Origin of the sequence: Streptomyces regalis, assembly GCF_001509475.1 — a bacterium.
GTDB lineage: Bacteria > Actinomycetota > Actinomycetes > Streptomycetales > Streptomycetaceae > Streptomyces > Streptomyces regalis.
The window spans coordinates 1-18,102 of the sequence record NZ_LLZG01000395.1 but is presented as its reverse complement, the minus strand read 5'-3'; the positions used below and the strand labels follow the sequence as shown (position 1 = coordinate 18,102).

At 70.7% G+C, this 18,102-nt stretch carries 12 protein-coding genes; 2 read left to right on the top strand and 10 right to left on the bottom strand.

What is annotated here, in order from left to right; genetic code table 11:
• Window positions 1–11: 11 nt before the first annotated feature.
• From ADL12_RS41850 to ADL12_RS41820, 7 genes are all read right to left on the bottom strand, one after another.
• Window positions 12–827, bottom strand: coding sequence for an N-acetylmuramoyl-L-alanine amidase (locus tag ADL12_RS41850; protein ID WP_062713301.1), 816 nt, complete (start codon window positions 825–827; stop codon window positions 12–14).
• 89 nt (window positions 828–916) lie between these two features.
• Window positions 917–3,949 (bottom strand): alpha-mannosidase, encoded by a 3,033-nt coding sequence (locus ADL12_RS41845; protein ID WP_062713299.1) that lies wholly within the window; start codon window positions 3,947–3,949, stop codon window positions 917–919.
• Window positions 3,950–3,996: 47 nt separating this feature from the next.
• Window positions 3,997–5,997 (bottom strand): endo-beta-N-acetylglucosaminidase, encoded by a 2,001-nt coding sequence (locus ADL12_RS41840; protein ID WP_062713297.1) that lies wholly within the window; start codon window positions 5,995–5,997, stop codon window positions 3,997–3,999.
• The gene (locus tag ADL12_RS41835; protein ID WP_107120163.1) at window positions 5,994–7,250 is read right to left on the bottom strand and encodes a glycoside hydrolase 5 family protein; all 1,257 of its coding nucleotides are present in this window, start codon (window positions 7,248–7,250) and stop codon (window positions 5,994–5,996) included. Before ADL12_RS41835 ends, ADL12_RS41840 begins: the two co-directional genes overlap by 4 nt.
• Window positions 7,251–7,279: 29 nt before the next feature.
• A complete protein-coding gene (locus ADL12_RS41830; protein WP_062713292.1) occupies window positions 7,280–8,188 on the bottom strand; it encodes a carbohydrate ABC transporter permease in 909 nt (302 codons plus the stop codon).
• Window positions 8,185–9,078, bottom strand: coding sequence for a carbohydrate ABC transporter permease (locus ADL12_RS41825; RefSeq protein ID WP_062713290.1), 894 nt, complete (start codon window positions 9,076–9,078; stop codon window positions 8,185–8,187). Before ADL12_RS41825 ends, ADL12_RS41830 begins: the two co-directional genes overlap by 4 nt.
• Before the next feature lie 6 nt (window positions 9,079–9,084).
• Entirely contained in the window at window positions 9,085–10,371 is a 1,287-nt protein-coding gene (locus tag ADL12_RS41820) for an ABC transporter substrate-binding protein (RefSeq protein WP_062713288.1), read from the bottom strand.
• 219 nt (window positions 10,372–10,590) lie between these two features.
• On the opposite strand from ADL12_RS41820, the gene ADL12_RS41815 reads away from it, so the two are divergent.
• The gene (locus tag ADL12_RS41815) at window positions 10,591–11,601 is read left to right on the top strand and encodes a LacI family DNA-binding transcriptional regulator (protein WP_062713286.1); all 1,011 of its coding nucleotides are present in this window, start codon (window positions 10,591–10,593) and stop codon (window positions 11,599–11,601) included.
• A gap of 208 nt (window positions 11,602–11,809) precedes the next feature.
• Here the strand turns inward: ADL12_RS41815 and ADL12_RS41810 are convergent, their stop codons facing one another.
• The 3 genes from ADL12_RS41810 to ADL12_RS41800 are packed head-to-tail and all read right to left on the bottom strand — an operon-like array spanning window position 11,810 to window position 16,413.
• On the bottom strand, window positions 11,810–12,931 hold the full coding sequence (locus tag ADL12_RS41810) for a serine hydrolase domain-containing protein (protein ID WP_062713283.1): 1,122 nt from the start codon (window positions 12,929–12,931) through the stop codon (window positions 11,810–11,812).
• A gap of 44 nt (window positions 12,932–12,975) precedes the next feature.
• Window positions 12,976–14,547, bottom strand: coding sequence for an alpha-L-fucosidase (locus tag ADL12_RS41805; RefSeq protein ID WP_062713281.1), 1,572 nt, complete (start codon window positions 14,545–14,547; stop codon window positions 12,976–12,978).
• A 21-nt stretch (window positions 14,548–14,568) separates the two neighbouring features.
• Window positions 14,569–16,413, bottom strand: coding sequence for a family 20 glycosylhydrolase (locus tag ADL12_RS41800; RefSeq protein ID WP_062713279.1), 1,845 nt, complete (start codon window positions 16,411–16,413; stop codon window positions 14,569–14,571).
• 249 nt (window positions 16,414–16,662) lie between these two features.
• Here ADL12_RS41800 and ADL12_RS41795 point away from each other — a divergent pair, with 249 nt between their 5' ends.
• The gene (locus ADL12_RS41795) at window positions 16,663–18,006 is read left to right on the top strand and encodes an amidase (RefSeq protein WP_062713277.1); all 1,344 of its coding nucleotides are present in this window, start codon (window positions 16,663–16,665) and stop codon (window positions 18,004–18,006) included.
• Window positions 18,007–18,102: the final 96 nt, after the last annotated feature.

The following is an 18,102-nucleotide window of genomic DNA, read 5'->3' as shown; positions in this document are numbered from 1 at the left end:
TGCCGACGGCTCTACGGCTTCACGTCGAAGCCGTGCTCCCGTCCGAGTTTCTCCAGCGACGCCTGGCCGGGGATGCCGTTGGCGTCCGCACCGGTGAAGCCGCAGCGGTGCTGCCAGGCGGAGTACGCCTTGACGGTCGCCCCACCGAAATGGCCGTCCGCGTACTTCGATTCGAGGAGGCCCTCCGCGACGAGCGCCTTCTCCACGGTCTTCACACCGGTGTACGACACGGGCGTGCCCGCCTTGGCCGGGTCGTGCAGGGCCGCGGCGACCAGCTTCGACACGTCGATCACCGGCCGCGGGCCCGGAACGGTGGTCGAGCCGCCGGGCCGCGGGGCGCCCTTCTGCACCCATGCGTACAGGTGCTCCCCGGGGCATGCGGTGGCGAGGCCGTCCCGGTGCCCCTTGATCTCGTTGCCGGCACCATGGCGGCGCAGCAGTTCGATGCCGTCACGGATCGCGCCGAGCATCGCGTCCGTCGGCTTGGTGAGCCCCTTGTCGCCGACCAGGCCGACGATGGCGTAGTGGGCGCGGTTGAGGGGCTGGTTGCCGTTGGCCCCGGTGCGCTTGCCGAGGCCGCGGCCCTCCAGGAGATGACCGTGCGGGCAGGCGCCGTAGTTGTAGGCGATGTCCGAGTAGTTCTCCTTCTTGTTCGCCAGGTGGGAGGCCCGGATGGACTTCCACTCGGCGATGCAGAGGTCGTGGTCGTCGAGGAGTTTGACGCTGACCGACGTGCCTTCGTAGTGGACCTTCACGCCCTTGGTCGATTCTTGCGTCGGTGCAGCGGATGCGGGCCAGCCGAGCTGGGCCCGCGTGACGAGCTTCATGATTGCCTCCAAGGCGCTGTCTAACGCCAACCTCCTTGAGTGTGACGTCAGTTGGCACCCAATTCACCACGGCGCGCCGCCGTTCGCCGTCAGTGGACCGGCGCCCGGCGCAGTCGCAACGTCACCAGTTCGAAGGGCCGTAGGCGCAGAGCGACGCGCGCGCCGTCGCATGACGGTGCCTCGGGCAGCGGGCGTTCCAGCAGGTCCGTCGCCGTGACGTCCGTGACCTCGAAGTCCGCCGCGAGCGTGGCCCGTACCCGGCCGCCCTGGGCCTCGTGCAGGCGCACCACGACGTCTCCGCTGCCGTCGTCGGCCAGCTTGACGGCCGTGATCACGACGGCCTCCCGGTCCACCGTCGCCAGGGGCGCCACCTCCCGCGCGCCGCTCACCGACCGCTCCGGCAGGTTGATCCGCCAGCCCTCGCGTACCGCGTCGCCGATGCCCGCGCCCGGCACCAGGGCGTGCCGGAAGCGGTGGACGCCCTGGTCGGTCTCGGGGTCGGGGAAGCGCGGGGCGCGCAGGAGGGAGACGCGCACCGTGGTGGTCGTACCGCGGTCGCCGTCGGTGCGGACCGTGCGGGTCACGTCGTGGCCGTACGTCGAGTCGTTGACGACGGCGACGCCCCAGCCCGGCTCCTCCAGGTGGACGAAACGGTGGTTGCAGGCCTCGAACTTGGCCGCCTCCCAGCTGGTGTTGGTGTGCGTGGGGCGGAAGAAGTGCCCGAACTGGGTCTCCGACGCGTACCGTTCGGCGTGCAGGTCGAGCGGGAAGGCCAGCTTCAGGAACTTCTCCGTCTCGTGCCAGTCGACCTCGGTGTCCAGCAGCAGCCGCCGCTCCCCCGGCGCGAGCGACAGCACCTGGGTGACGCGGGAGGCGCCGAAGGACCGGACGATCCGCACCGCCCCCTCGTCGTCGCCGGGGGTGACCTCGTCCGCCCCGGTCAGGTCGGTGACCGTGCTGCGGTAGAACTCGTCGACGTCCCAGGCGTCCCACATGTTCGGGAAGTCCGGGTGGAGTTGGAGGAGGCCGGCGGCGCGGCCCGGGGCGACGGTCTCGCGATCGGCCTCGATGTCGAACGCCGAGACGACCAGGCCCTGCGCGTCGATCTCGATGCGCAGAAGGCCGTTGTCGAGGACGAACCCGCCGCCCTGCCGTGCCGTCAGTGCCGTCAGTGCCGTCCGGCCCTCGGTCAGCGGGGTTCGCGCGCCGCCCGCCGGTACCCCGTCGCGCGGGTGCGGAGCCCCGTTGAAGACGAGCTCGGTCTCACCCTCGCCCGCCAGGGCCCGCTGGGCGGACTCGATGATCGCGTTCAGCCCGCCTGCGAGACGCTCGTACGTCGCACGCGCCTCGCGGTGCACCCACGCGATGGACGACCCCGGCAGGATGTCGTGGAACTGGTGCAGCAGCACCGTCTTCCAGATTCGGTCCAACTCCTCGTACGGATAAGGGAATCCGGTGCGTACGGCGGCCGTCGCAGCCCACAGTTCGGCCTCGCGCAGGAGGTGTTCGCTGCGGCGGTTGCCCTGCTTGGTCTTCGCCTGGCTGGTGAGCGTGGCGCGGTGGAGTTCGAGGTAGAGCTCGCCGACCCAGACGGGCGCGTCGGGGTACTCGGCCTCGGCCTTCGCGAAGAACTCCGCCGGGGTCTCCCAGGTGACGGTCGCCGAGCCTTCCAGGCTGCGCAGCCGGGCCGCCTTGGCGACCATCTCCCGCGTCGTGCCGCCGCCTCCGTCGCCCCAGCCGGTGGGGGCGAGGGAGTGCCGGGCAGCCCCCTTGTCCTTGAAGTTGCGGGCCGCGTGGGCGATCTCGCTGCCCTTCATGGAGCAGTTGTAGGTGTCGACGGGCGGGAAGTGGGTGAAGATCCGGGTGCCGTCGATGCCCTCCCACTGGAAGGTGTGGTGCGGGAACTTGTTGGTCTGCGACCACGAGATCTTCTGCGTCAGCAGCCACTTGGAGCCCGCGGCCTTGATGATCTGGGGCAGCCCCGCGGCGAAGCCGAAGGTGTCCGGCAGCCAGGCCTCGTCGTTCTCGATGCCGAACTCGTCCAGGAAGAACCGTTTGCCGTGCACGAACTGACGGGCCATCGCCTCCGAGCCCGGCATGTTGGTGTCCGACTCCACCCACATCCCGCCGGCCGGCACGAACCGCCCGTCCGCCACCGCCTTCTTCACCCGCGCCCACACCTCGGGCCGGTGCTCCTTCACCCACGCCCACTGCTGGGCCTGCGACATGGCGAAGACGAAGTCGGGCTCGTCCTCGATGAGCGCGGTCATGTTGGAGGTCGTCCGGGCCACCTTGCGCACCGTCTCCCGCAGCGGCCACAGCCACGCCGAGTCGATGTGCGCGTGCCCGACGGCGCTGATGCGGTGGGCGGACGGTACGGCGGGGGTGGCCAGCACATCGGCCAGCCGCTCCCGCGCCCGCGCCGCGGTGCCCCCCACGTCCTGGAGGTCGACCGCGTCCAGCGCCTTCTCCACCGCCCGCAGGATCTCCCAGCGCCGCGCCGACTCCACCGGCAGCTCGGCCATCAGCTCGCCGAGCACCTCCAGGTCGATGACCAGCTGCCAGACGTCCTCGTCGAGGACGGCGAGGTCCATGCGGGTGAGCGTGTACTGGGGTTCGCTGCCGGCGGTCTCCTTGTCGCCGAGCTGCGTGGGCAGGAAGGGATGGTAGTCGAGGATGACGGGGTTGGAGGCGGCCTCGATGTGCAGCCGCACCTCCTCGCCGCCCGCCACCGGGGCGCCGATACGCACCCACTGGTTGCGCGGGTTGAGCCCCTTCACCGGGGTGCCGTCGGGCCGGTAGACCAGGCCCTCGCACTGGAAGCCGGGCATGTTCTCGTCGAACCCGAGGTCGAGGAGGGCCTCGACCGTCTTCCCGGCCCACGCCTCGGGCACGGTCCCGGTGACCCGGAACCAACTGGTGCCCCAGGGAGCACCCCAGCGTGCGCCCACCTCGATCGGCTCGGGCTCGGCCGCGAGTCCCTCGGCGACCGGTACCGGCTCGCCGGGCGCATGCCACACCGCCACGTCCAGCGGCACGGACTCGGGGTACACGGCGGGGCGGATGCGCTCGTCGAGGACGCGCTTGAGACGGGCTTCGACCAGGCTGCGGTCGTCATGCATGCGGGGTGCTCCGTAGGTCGTCCGGGCGGTTGCTTACCGGCGGGTGGCTACCAGCGGTGGGTGACGGTCGCGGGGGCCGACGTGGTGTAGAGCTCCCCTACGGCGCGCAGTTCGAACCGTGCCTCCGCCTCGCCCTGTTCGGGTCGCAGGCCACCGGCGAAGAACGCGCGCTGACAGGTGCCGCCGAGGAAGCGACGGGTGCCGTCGGGGAGGAGGCGGTGGAGGGTGTGGTGGCGTACGTCGCCTGGGGCCTGGTTCCAGGCGAAGCGGAAGTCACCACCGGAGGCCGCGGTGACGCGGAGGGCGGTGGGCGCGGCGGGCGTGTGCGTGGCGTCGCGCACCGCGAGACCGCCGAGCCGCCACCGCACGGGTCCACCGTCGACCGGGGTGAGCCGGACGCCGATCGCGTGCACGGTGCCGGACAGGCCTGCAAGCCGTACGGCCGAGGTCTGCCAGCTGTCGGCCGTGGTCACAGGGATGTACGTGTAGGGCGGTGTGGCCCCCGGGGCGGTGGGCTCGGCGGTGGCGACGGCCAACTCGACGTTCACGCTCCCCGCGTCGGTCCGGTGGATCAGCTCGACGACCGTGTCCGCGGTGACCGGCAGCCGTGTCGCATACACCTCCACCACCGCGGGCCCGTCCAGCTCACCGTCGACGAGCACACTGCTCCCACCGCGCCACGCGTCCGCGAAGTCGAAGGTCACGGCGGGCCGCTGTCCCTCGGTGTGCACGACCCACCGACGTGACGGCAGCCGGTCCTGCAGGCCCAGATGGTTCCAGGGCGCGTCCGACGTCACCTCCCCGTCCTCGTACCACCGCAGCCCGTGCCCGGTGTTGAACACGCTCGCGAACGGCATGGAGGTGACCGTCGAGCGGTCGGCGACGGACACGGCCGGCGCCCGCCAGCTGTCCGTGCCGTCCGGGTGCGAGGGATCCAGTGACCGCCCGGTCCAGAACCGGTCGTCGGCTGCGTGGAAGTCCCCCGGGGTCCGCCCGTCCGCCGGCAGGTGGTTGCGCGTCCACTCGGGCCGGTAGAAGCCGACCGACACGACGTGCGCCTTGTCGCGCGGCACGATGGCGTCCCAGTTCACGGACGCGTTCCAGCCGTTCGCCTCGACGTCGGCACCCGCCCACAACTCGTAGCGACTACGGCCCAGTTGCGCGGCCCGCTCCCCCGACGACGCGAGCTTCGCCGCCGTCCACCGGAAGTCGACGAACATGTCGTCGGCAGCCTGGAAGAACGCCTCGTTCTGGGAGTTGAGCGCCCCCTGCCAGCTCACGCTCCCGTTCACGGTCATCGAGTCGTACCAGGTCACCCGCTGCCCCTTGGCCCTGGCGAGCGCCTTCAGCTCGCGCAGGAAGCCCAGCATGTCCGCGCCCAGCGAGGTGTTCCCGCCGCTCGTCTCGGCGTTGACGAACCACCCGTCGAAGCCGTACGCCGCCGCGACCGCGACCAGCCGCTCGGCCAGCGGATACCGCCCGGCAGCGTCCTTCTGCACCAGGTCACGCGTCCACTGCAACTGACCGCCGTAGGCGACGGGCGGCAGGAAGATGTTGCCGAGGACGGGCACACCGTGCCGGTGGGCGGCGTCGACGATCGGCGCGTTCGGCGCGAGAATCAGCCCCTCCCCCGACGAGCCGCCCCAGAAGACCAGCTCGTCGGTGTACGCCCAGTGTGTGAGGGCGTAGTAGTCGGCGGTGGCCGAGCCCTGGGAGGGGTTGCCGGCGGTGGGTCCGAAGGACACCAGGGACTGGATGCGGGCCTGGTCCGCGCGGGCGGTGGGGTTCGCCGGGGTCGGGGTGAAACGTGCGGCGAGCGGCACGGTCGACGCGTTGAAGGCGAGGTCCGCGTCGTCGGCCGGGCACCAGGACTTCAGGCTGCGCCAGGTGATGCCGGTGCCCGGCGTGCCGGAGGGCAGGGAGTCGGGGTACCAGTAGGAGGCGTACGGCTGGAGGGCGGCGGCCTTGGGAGCGGCTTGCGCCGACAGTGCGGGCAGCAGTGCTGCCGTGGCGCCGGCGAGGAGGACGGTGCGTCTGGTGGGGTTCACGAGCGGGTGCCTCCTTGGGGGCTGGGGAGTACCTGATCGGGAGCTACGACTTCGGTGATGCCGCGCGCGCAGAGGTGGTCCTGGTCGGCGGCACGCACGTCGAGGACGGTGGTGGGGCGGACGCCGTCGGCGACCAGCCGGAAATAGGCGTCGAAGACCGCGCCGCCCGGCGCGCAGAGCGAACGGGTGGACGGATCGGCGGGGACGATCAGCGCCGTCGTACGGGGCGCGGGCGTCCGCGGCGGCTCCTGTGCCGCCCGCTCCAGCACCCGAGCGGTCTCCTTCGGCTTGCGGTCGTTGGTCAACAGGCCGAGCCCGTATTCGAGTTCGGGGAAGTCGGCCAGTTCTCGGGACACGTCGTGGGAGCACCACCAGGTGATGCCCCACAGGTCGGGGCAGTCCAGGGCGCCCGCGACGGTCGCCTCGGTGAAGGCGGCGGCGTGCTCGGGCGGGACCAGGGGGGCGGGCGCGCCGACCTCCTGGAGCCAGACGGGGCGGTGGGGGTCGTCGGCCCAGGCCTTGCTCAGCTCGACGAGGTACGCGGCGTGGTGCTCGCTCGGCACGGAGGTACGGCCGTGGCGCTGGGCGGTGCCGTTGAAGACCCAGGAGTGCACGGCCGTGACGGCGCCGCGGCGGGCGGCCTGGGCCGGCGTGAACGGCTGGTCGTCCTGGTACCAGGTGGCGTCGTACTCGGCGTGCAGGTGCAGCCGTCCGGGGGCGCCCTCCTCGCAGGCGGCGAGCATGCGCGTGAGCCAGCGGTCGATCTCGTCCTCGGTCGCCCGGTCGGGGTCGGGATGCGGACCCGCCGAGAACTGGTTGACCTCGTTGCCCAGCGTCATGCCGAGGAAGTTGGGCCGGTCGGCGAGGGCGGCGGCGAGGGTGCGCAGATAGGCGGCCTGGCCGTCGAGGACGTCGGGGTCGGTGAAGAGGTTGCGGCGATGCCAGGTCCGGGTCCAGGCCGGGAGGAAGTCGAAGCTGCTCAAGTGGCCTTGCAGGCCGTCCACGTTGACGTCGAGGCCGCGTTCGGCGGCGGCGTCGACGAGCAGGCACAGCTGGTCGACGGCCCTGGGGCGGATCCGTGTGCGGTTCGGCTGGAAGTACGGCCACAGCGGGAAGACCCGGATGTGGTCGAGGCCCAGCGCCGCGATGGAGTCGAGGTCGGCGCGTACGGAGTCGAGGTCGAAGTCGAGCCAGTGGTGGAACCACCCGTCGCTCGGGGTGTAGTTGACGCCGAAGCGCACGGCAGAAGGCATGCGTGTCCTTGTGATGGGGGTACGGGAGGTCAGCCCTTGACGGCGCCCTCGCCGACACCGCGGAAGAAGTACCGCTGGAGACAGGCGAACAGGGCGATCAGCGGCGCGACGGCGATGATCGTGCCGGCGGCGACGAGGCGTTCGTCGCCCGCGAAGGTGCCGTGCAGATAGTTGAGGCCGATGGTCAGCGTGAACTTGGACGGGTCGCTCAGCACGATCAGCGGCCACAGGAAGTCGTCCCAGGCGCCCATGAAGGCGAAGATCGCGACGACGGCGACGGTCCCCTTCACGGACGGCAGCGCGATCCGCAGGAACCGCTGCCAGACGTTGGCGCCGTCGACATAGGCCGCTTCCTCGATCTCGTACGGCAGGTTGAGGAAGGCGTTGCGCATCAGCAGGACGTTCAGGGCGCTGATGCTGCCGGGCAGGACGACGCCGACGAGGGTGTTGTTGAGGCCGAGCTCCCGCATGGTCGTGAACTGGGCGATGATGATGCCTTCCACGGGCACGAGCATCGCGAGGATGAAGACGAGGGTGGCCACGCGGCGGCCCCGGTAGCGCAGCCGGGCGAGGGCGTAGCCCGCGAGTGCGGCGCCGACGCAGTTGGTGACGACGTTGGCGGTGGCGACCTTCAGCGAGTTGAGGGCGTAGTCCCAGACGGGGATGGTGTCGGCGACGCGCTTGTAGTTGTGGAGCGTCGGGTCGCTCGGGAGGAACTTCGGCGGGGAGCTGAAGATGTCCTCGGTGGGGCCCTTGAGGGAGGTCGACAGCTGCCAGAGGAACGGGCCGACGGTGAGGGCGAGGACGGCGAGCAGGAGCAGGTAGCGCAGGGCGAGTTCCCAGACGCGGATGCGGCGGCCGTGTTCGTCGGTGACGCGGGGTTCGCGTGCGGTGGTCGGCTTGGCGGTCGTTTGCCGTACCTTCTCCATGACGCTCATGACTCGTCCCTCCGGTCCGCGCGCAGCACGAGCAGCATCAGGGCGACGGTGACGACGAAGACGACGACCGAGATGGCCGAGGCGTAGCCGACGCGGCCGGTCAGGCCGGTGCCGGTGCGCTGGACGAGCATGACGAGGGTGGTGTCCTCGCCGGCCGGGCCACCGCTCGGGCCGGCCATCAGGTACACCTCGGAGAACACCTTGAACGCGGCGACCGACGACAGGGCCCCGACCAGGACCATGGTGGAGCGGACCGCGGGCACGGTGACCGTGAGGAAGCGGCGGATCGCGCCGGCGCCGTCCACGGCCGCCGCCTCGTGCAGCTCGCGCGGCACATTGGCGAGCGCGGCCAGGTAAATGATCATGTAGTAGCCGAGGCCCTTCCAGACCGTCACGGCCATGGCGCTCAGCAGGAGCAGCCACTGGTCGCTGAGGAAGCCGACGCGGCCGACCCCGATCGTCTCCAGGAGCGAGTTCACCAGGCCCCGCTCGTCGAGAAGCCAGACCCAGATCAGCCCGACGACCACGATCGAGGCGACGACCGGGGTGTAGAAGGCGGACCGGAAGAAGGTGATGCCGGGGATGTTCTTCTGCACCAGCAGCGCGAGCAGCAGCGGCAGGATCACGAGCGCGGGCACGACTCCGACGACGTACAGCGTGCTGTTGCGCAGGCCGATCCAGAACATGTCGTCGCCGAGCAGTTCGCGGAAGTTGGCCAGGCCCACGAACTCGCCCGGGATCAAGGTGCGGCGGTCGGTGAAGGCGTTGACCACGGTGGAGACGAACGGGTACAGGATGAAGGCGCCGGTGATCAGCAGGCCCGGGGCGGCGAACAGCCAGGGGCCGGTCGGCAGTTGGCGCCGCACCCGGGAGACGGTCGAGCTGGCCATCGCGCGCTATCCCTGCTGCTGAAGGAGCCGGTTGCAGGCCTCGACAGCGTTGTCAAGAGCTTGCTTCGGGCTCTCCTTGCCCTGCAACGCCTTGGCGACCTCGTTGCGCAGCTCGGTCTTCATCTGCTCGCTGAACAGTACGGGCGTGTAATTGACCGCGTTCTTCAGTGACTTGGCGGCGGCCACCCGCACCCGCGTCTCGTCGGTGCCGTCCTCCTTGGTGAAGTACGGGTCGTCGAGGGATCCGGCGGTGCTGGGGAAGATGGCGACCTGCTTGGCGAACGACATCTGGTGCTCGGCGTCGGTGACGTAGTGCGCGAAGGCGACCGCGGCGGGGGTGTGCTTGGTCTGCGGGTTGACCATCACGCCCATCACGTACATGTTGACGTGGCCGGTGCTGGTGATCTGGTCGGTGATCCCGATGTTCTTGTACAGGTTGGGCGCCTGCTTCTTGAAGTTGCCGAGGTCGAGTGCGCTGCCGGGGTTCATGGCGACGGCCCCGGTGAGGAACTTCTTGCCGGACGACTCGGGGGTGGCGGTCAGCGCCTGCGGGTCGAGGGCCTTGGCGTCGTACAACTCCTTGTACTTGGTGAGAAGTTCGACTCCCTTGGTGTCGTTGAAGGTGAAGGCGGTGCCTTCCTTGTTCATCAGCTCGACGCCGTAGCGGCCGAAGTCCTCGATGGTGGGGACGTTGGCGAGGGTGGCGACCTTGCCGTCGGTCTCCTTCGCCATCTTCAGCGCGGCGTCGAAGACTTCGTCGTACGTCTTCGGCGGCTGCTCGGGGTCGAGTCCCGCCTCCTTGAAGAGGGTCTTGTTGTAGAAGAGCGGGCCGGTGTTGAGGTACCAGGGGAAGGCGTACGTGCCCGTCATGCCCGGTATCTGATGGCTGGCCCAGGCGCCCTGCAGATACTCCTTCTTGTACTTCCCGGCCGCCTTGTCCAGGTCGAGTGCGAGTCCCGCCTTGGCGAGCGGGGCGACCAGGTCCGGCGAGACGTTGACGACGTCCGGGAGGGTGCCGCCGGCCGCGTCCGCGCTGATCTTGTCGGCGTAGCCCTCGGCGGGCTGGTCGATCCATTTGACGTTCGTGCCGGGGTACTTCTTCTCGAAGTCGGCGTTCAGGCCCTCGAAGTAGTCCTTGAAGTTCGCCCTCAGGTTCCAGGTCTGGAAGGTGATGTCACCTTCGATCCTGCCCGAGGCGTCACTCGAACCACCTTCGCTGCCGGAGCCGCAGCCGCTCAGCGGCAGGACGACACAGACGGCGGCGGCAGCGAAGGTTCTGCGGGATACAGGCACGGCGAACCGGCCTCCTTTGCGGCGGAGTTGGCCAACGACGCAGACCTTGCATGCCTCTCCACGGACCCGTCAATGCATCTCGCGCAGCTAATTTGTTTAGTGACTAATGCGCATTAGGTTGACGCAGCTGAACCGCATTAGTGCATACTGGCGCGGAAAGTGCCGGGGGAATGGGGAAACAGCGTGTCAGGCAAGCGGTCACCGGTCCGCCGACCGACGATGAAGGACATCGCACGCCATGCAGGCGTCTCCCAGAGCGCCGTCTCCTTCGCGTTGAACGGCCGGCCCGGCGTGTCGGACGAGACCCGCGACCGGGTGCGGCGGGTCGCGGAGGAGCTGGGCTGGCGGCCCAGTACGGCGGCACGCGCACTGTCCGGGGAGGGCGCGGCGACGGTCGGCTTCGTGCTGGCGCGTCCCGCCGACACCCTCGGGGTGGACTCCTTCTTCCTGCAACTCGTCTCGGGCATCCAGGAAGTGCTGGCGGAGCGCCATCTCGGCCTGCTGTTCCAGGTGGTGGAGGACGTCGCCGACGAGTGCGCGGTGTACCGGCGCTGGTGGGCCGAGCACCGGGTGGACGGCGTGCTGGTCGTCGACCCGCGCACCGACGATCCCCGCCCCGACCTCCTGGACGAACTCGGCCTGCCCGCCGTCGTGATCGGCGGCGCACCCGACGACCGCCACCCCGGCCTGTCGACCGTCTGGGCGGACGACGCGGGTGCGATGGCCTCCGTCGTGGACGGCCTGTACGCCCTCGGCCACCGGCGGATCGTGCACATCGCGGGGCTGCCGAGGCTCGCCCACACCGAGCGCCGGATCCGCACCCTGCGCGCCGAGGCCGATCGTCGTGGCCTGTCCGAGGTGAAGTCGGTGACGACCGACTACTCCGACGCCGAGGGCGCGGCGGTCACCCGCCGGGTGCTGGAGGGCGCCGCTCCCCCGACGGCGCTGATCTACGACAACGACGTGATGGCGGTCGCCGGCGCCGGCGCCGCGGCCGAACTCGGCTTCTCGGTACCGGCGGACGTCTCGGTGGTGTCCTGGGAGGACTCGGCGCTGTGCCGCATGGTCAAGCCATGGCTGTCGGCACTGTCCCGCGACAGCGTGGAGTTCGGCCGCACCGCGGCACGCGAACTGACGGCGCTGCTGGACGGGGAGTCGGCGCGGGCGGTGCGGGTGCCGGTGCCGCGGTTGATCGAGCGGGGCAGTACGGGTGTGGCGCGTGGCGCGTGACCATCACCCCACAGGGCCCAGCCCTCGGGCCGTCGAAGTGGTAGTGACGCAGAGCCCGGGCCAGCGCGTTCACGCTGCGCTGGCGAGGTGTCGCACCCTCGGGGTCCTCCGGTACGACAGCCGGCCTTCGTCGGACGCCTCGCCGCGGACACGGCCGGCGAGGCGTTCTATCTCCCAGTCCAGTCCAGTTCGCCGAGCTGGGTGGACGTCATGACGACGGCCTTTCGACACGCAGCCCCTGAAGCCCTTCGTAGGCAGCCGTGACGATCTCCATGCCCCGGGTGTCATCGGCGGGCTCGCGCATCTGCTGGGTCACATACGCCACCGCCATCCGGCTGTCGGGCTCGATCATCACCAGGGACCCGCCCCAGCCGCCCCAGCCGCACGCGCTGCCGAACAGGCCGTACCCCAGCCCCCACCGCATCGGCATCCCCAGCACCCGGTCGTCGCCGTCGAACTGCTCCTCGCGGGCACGGTCGCAGCCGGCCCGGGACAGCAGCCGTACGCCGTTCACCTCTCCCCCGCAGGCCAGGACCGACTGCACCAGCGCGACCGAGCGGGCGTTGCCGTATCCGCTCGCCGCGGGGATCTGCGCGCGGCGCCAGGCCAGGCTGTTCCCGTCCCGGACGCGTACGCCGTTCCCCGCCTCGGAGCCCGCCGGGTTGCCGGGCGCGCTCGCCGCGTAGTCCTCGCCCTGCCCCGTCGGCGGGATCGCGCGGGCGACCCTGTGGTCGTGCTCGGCCGACAGCCCGATGTGGAAGTCCGCGCCCAGCGGCCCGGTCACCTCCTCGGCGAGGAACTCGCCCACGCTGCGGCCGCTGACCCGGCGGACGACCTCGCCGACGAGGAATCCCTGGGTGAGCGAGTGATATCCGGCCGCCGTGCCCGGCTCCCAGCGAGGAGCCCGCGCCGCGAGCCGTGCCGTGGCGGCGGGCCAGTCGTAGAGTTCCTCGACCGACCCGTCCCAGTCGGGCAGGCCCGCGGTGTGCGCGAGCAGATGCCGTACCAGCACCTTGTCCTTGCCCGCCGCGCCGAACTCCGGCCAGTAGTGGGAGACCGGCGCGGCAGGATCGAGTTCGCCCCGGTCGGCGAGGATCAGTGCGCACAGCGCCGTCATCGTCTTGGTGACGGACCAGACGTTGACGATCGTGTCGCGCTCCCACGGTGTCGTGCGGTCCGCGTCGGCGTACCCGCCCCACACGTCCACCACCGGTTCGCCGTCCACGAAGACCGCGACGGAGCCGCCCGCGTCCCCGGCGTCCAGCGATGCGGCCAGTGCGTTCGGCACGGCGATGAACAGGTCGTCGTAGGAGCCCTGGATGTCGGCCATGTGCCCCATCCAGCCGCCCACGACCTCACCCGGTCAACCGAATTTCAGACCCTCGACCGGTACAGCCCGAACTCCACGAGCCTGGCCGCGGCCCGCGAACCGGTCACCCGTACCCGCCACCGCCGGGCCCGCACCGGGGTCGCGAACAGCAGGATCCGGCTCGCGCCGATCGTCCCGGCACGGGTCACCTCCGTCCAGGCGCCGTCGCGCTGCGCCTCGACGACGAAGCTCTCCGCCTGCTGCCCGTATCGGATGTCCTCCGCCAGCCGGATCCGGTCCACCTCCCGCTCCCCGCCGAGGTCGACGGTGATGCGGCCCGGGGAGGCGGCGGTGCGGGCGCCGCGTGCCAGGTCCTCCGGGAGCTCGCGGTCCACCCGTTCACGGAACTCCCGCAGCCGCACCACGTCCGCCGAGGGCAGCAGACCGTCCGTGTCGGGTGGGATGTTGAGCAACAGAACCGAGTTGCGCCCCACGGACCGGAAGTAGATGTCCGTCAACTGCTCGACGCTCTTGGGCTGTTGGTCGGCGTGGTAGAACCAGCCGTCCCGGATGGACACGTCGCACTCGGCCGGCCACCACTGGAGATGGTCGGCGACCGGCTGGGCCTGGACCAGCGCCTCACGGCTGCCCATGTCGGGGGCGTCGTAGGCAAGGGCGTAGTCCGTCCGGCCGTGATCCTTCTCCTGCACCGGTACGACGCTCCACTCGTCGTCCCGGGCCAGCCCGCCCTCGTTGCCGACCCAGCGCACGTCCGGGCCGGACACGGCGATCACGGCATCCGGCGCGAGCGAGCGGACGAGGGTGTACCAGCTGTCCCAGTCGTACTTCTCCACCTTGTCCGGCGGGATGCGCCCCTGCGCACCGTCGAACCACACCTCGTCGATCGGGCCGTACTCGGTGAGGACCTCGTAGAGCTGGTTGAGCATGTGGGCGCCGTAGTCGGTGGCCGGGAGAGTGTACGACTGTGACGGTGTGCGGTCGTCGCCGTCGACGAGGGTGGGGATGGTGTGGTCGGTGCGGGCGCTGCCGTTGGCGTAGACGCCGTGGAGGTACTGGTTCTCGTCGGCCGGTGAGATGTAGACGCCGACCTTGATGCCGTGGCGCCGCATGGAGTCCGCGAAGGAACGCAGGACGTCGCCCTGGCCGCCCTGCCAACTGCTGGAGGCCACCGAGTGGCCGGTGTAGCGGGACGGGTGGAGCACGAAGCCGTCGTGGTGCTTGACGGTGAGGATGGCGAGCCGGAAGCCGCCGTCACGCAGGGCGCGGGCCCACTGGTCGGTGTCGAGGCCGGTCGGCTGGAACACGTCCGGGTCCTCGTCGCCGGTGCCCCACTCCAGGCCGGTGAAGGTGTTCACGCCGAAGTGCAGGAACGCGGTGCGCTCCAGGCGCTGCCAGGCGATCTGCCGTGCGGTGGGGCGGACTTGGGAGGCCTTGCGGACGAGGTCGGCCTCGGTGTCGTCGGGGCTGACGGGGATGCGGTAGTGGGGGTCTTCCGCGACAGCGGCGGGTGCTGCGGGTGCGGCGGCTGCTCGGTGTGCCGCCAGTGCGGGTCTTGTGGCGCCGGTCGCGGCGAGGGCGGCGGCTGTCGCGACGAAGACGCGTCGGGATACGGCCATGGGACGGCTCCTCCGGTCAGGTCATCGGCTCAGGTGCCATACGGCGGGTGTGCGCTGGTCCGGCGGGTACTGCACGAGCCGGCCGTCGTCGGCCACGCTCACCGTCATCCGGGTGATGGCGTTGACGAGGCGGTAGCCACCGGCTGCGGGCTCCAACTGCCAGCGCTGCAGGGTGTTCTCGGGATCGCACGTCTGCTCAGTCGCCTCGATGCCCGGCTGCAACGGCACGTTGAGGGTGAGCTTTCCGCCGCGCACCTCGAGACAGCCGTCGGGCGTCCGCACGGTCACGTAACCGTCGGCTGTGCGCGCGACCTCGGCGGCGAAAGACCGAGCGCCCGACCGGAAGGTGTACGCCCCGTCCGCCACCGGCACCCGGGTCAGGTCCCGCCGGCCGGGCGCATGCCCGACCGCCGTGCCGCGTGCGGTGAACTCGCCGTATGTGGCGTCGGGGTGTGGATCGCCCCAGGTGGCTTGTGCGAGGTGCCGCAGCGCGGGCCACAGGCCGACGGCGACCTCGTTCTCGGTCTCGCCGCGGCCGTTGTCGGGCCAGAGGCTGATCTTCGCGCCGGTGATGCCGTCGAGGGCGGCGAGCTTCTCGCCCTCGAAGCTGCGCGGGTCCCAACTCTGGTCGTACAGGCCCTCGGTGTCGCTGTGGAAGCCGCCGCGGACGAGGTACAGGGCGTACGCGGCATTCATCAACGGATAGCCCCGCGCGATGAGTTGGCTCGGTTTCACCGCCACATTCAGCCAGTGCTCGACCGTCGTGCCCACAGCCACCGGGACGGTGTTGGCGCCGGTGAGCCCGTCGTTCCAGATGCGCAGCTTCTTGCCCTTGGCGTCCGCGTACGCGTGGACGCGGTTGACGAAGTCGATGAACGCGTCCTGTGGCGTGGCGTCGGGGCCGAATCTGTCCTGCGCGTACTTCAGGATCTGCGGGTACTTGGCGAAGTCGGAGCCGAGCATGTACTCATCGGCTCCCATGTGCCAGGACGTGGCGGTGAAGACCTGTGCGTACTCGTCGATCAGGCTCGTGTAGTAGGCGAAGGCCTCGGGCCGGGTGATGTCGAGGCGCGAGGGCTGCTTGTTGCCGTCGGAGTCGGTCAGCTGGAGATCCGGGCGGTTCTCGATCCAAGGGTCCATGTGGCCCGGCGAGTTGATCTCGGGGATGATCTCGACGTGGTACCGCTTGCCGAGGGCGACCAGGCCGCGTATCTCGTCCTTGGTGTAGTAGCCCCACGTGTTGGCCTCGGGGTGGGCGTCGCTCTTCACCTTCAGTTCGAGAAGCAGCTGGTTGAGCTTGTGGTACGCCATCTCGCGGACCAGGTTCTCCAGCCAGGGCATCGAGACGTGGATGTAGCAGGCGCAGACACCGACACCCCGCTCCTTGTAGCGCGGTACGTCCACCGTGCGGCCGGCGGGGACGCGGTCGCTCTGGGCGAGGAGCTGGAGGAGGGTGCGGGTGCCGTAGAAGGCGCCGGTCTCGGTAGCCGCGGTCACCGACAGCCGCTTACCCGCGCGGAGTTCGTAGCCCTCCGCGCCGAGGGAGGTCCGGGCGGGCTGGAGGTCGATAACGATGTCACCGGGTCGGGCACCGTCGCGCACCACGGCAGGCGTGCCGTGTCCCGCGTCACGGAGATCGTCGGAGAGGGTGTCGGCGACCCGCCGTTCGCTCGCACTGTCGGCCACGAGGCGGGCGGAGTCCGCGTAGGTGTAACTGCCGGATGCCGGGGTCCAGTCGGTCAGGGCGGGCACCGTGACCGGCGCGACCGGCGCCCGCTGCTCCTCCTCCGCGACCGCCGGCACCGACGCCGCGAAGAACAGCGTCAGCGCCGCCAGGACACCGGCCGTTCTCAAGCGTCTCCTCATGAGACACCCCCATTCATCGGATGTCTGATCATTGGGCGAGCCCCAAGGGCTGTCAATGGGCCCGGAAGGGCGCTGTCTTGACTCATTGATCGGATGATGCGCAGGTCAGCAGGGGCGCACGGAGGAGGCATGTCGCGAAAAGTCCAAGAAGAGCTTCCCGAATATCCAAGCGCCGCACCCCCTCGACGCCGGGCGCGCCGCCCGGCAGAGTGCTCCTGGATACTCGTGAGTAAGCCCTGAGGAGAGCCCGTGACCAGCTGGGTCGGCCGGACCGCCGCGGAGATCGCCGCCGCCGTACGCGAGAAGCAGGCCACGCCCCGAGAGGTGGTGGCCGAGCACCTGGCCCGCATCGAGCGGCTGGACGGCCGCGTCGGCGCCTTTCGGGTGGTCAGGGCCGAGGCGGCGCTCGCCGAGGCAGACGAGGTCGGCTCGCGTGCCGACCTCGCCGAACTGCCCCTGGCCGGCGTGCCGGTGGCCGTCAAGGACAACCTCGCGGTGCGCGGCGAGTCCAACCGCCTCGGCTCCGCGGCGACGCCGGACACCCCGGCCGACCAGGACCACGTCACCGTGGCCCGGCTGCGGGCGGCCGGCGCGGTGGTCGTGGGGCTGACGAACGTGCCGGAGCTGTGTGTCTTCGGCACCACCGAGGGCGTCCACGGCACCGCCCGCAACCCTTGGGACACCTCACGCACAGCGGGCGGTTCGTCCGGCGGCAGCGCGGCCGCCGTCGCCGCGGGCATGGTGCCGATCGCCCTCGGCAACGACGGCATGGGCTCCCTGCGCATACCGGCGGCCAACTGCGGCCTCGTCACCATCAAGCCCGGCACCGGCGTGGTCCCGGCCGGCATCAGCGACGGCGACTGGTTCGGCATGTCGGAGAACGGCCCCCTGGCCACGACGGTCGAGGATGCCCGTCTGATGCTGTCGGTCATCGCCGGCACCGAAGCCGTACGCCCGGACGCTCCCGGCACGCTCAAGATCGCCGTCTCCCTGCGCAGCCCGCTCGCCGGCGTCGCCATCAGCAAGCCGTACACGACCGCCACCCGGGAGGCCGCGGGGCTGCTGATCAAGGCCGGTCACCAGGTACGGCGCGCCGACCCGCCCTACCCGATGTCGCTGAGCCTCACCTCGCTCGCCCACTGGACGGCGGGCACGGCCGTCGACGCCGAGGGCCTCGACCCGCGCCGGCTCGCCCGCCGGACCCGGGTCCACGCGGCCGTCGGCCGGCGCTTCCTGCGTCAGGTGCGGGGCGGTGAGAGCCGGGAGCAGCTGCGCCGCCGCCTGGAGCCGTTCTTCGCCGAGTACGACGTGCTCCTGACCCCCGCCCTCGCCCGCCGCTCCCCCAAGTCCGGGCCCTGGCACGAGCGGGGCTGGCTGCGCAACATCATGGCCAACACCACCTACTCGCCGCTGACCCCGCCGTGGAACCTCACCGGCCGACCCGCGATGTCGATCCCGTTCGGCACGCTGCCCTCCGGAGCGCCCTGCGCCATACAGCTGGTGGGGCGCCCCGGAGCGGAGGCGGATCTGCTGGCGCTGGCGGAGCGGATCGAGGCGCAGCATCCATGGCGGCGGACGGCACCGCTGGATTAGGGCCAATGCTGTTGCTTTACGGTTCTGCGGGTTGAGGGCGCTGGATGCGGATAGCTTGGGTGCCGGTGCGGGTGGGTTGGGGCCAGGCGCGGTGTC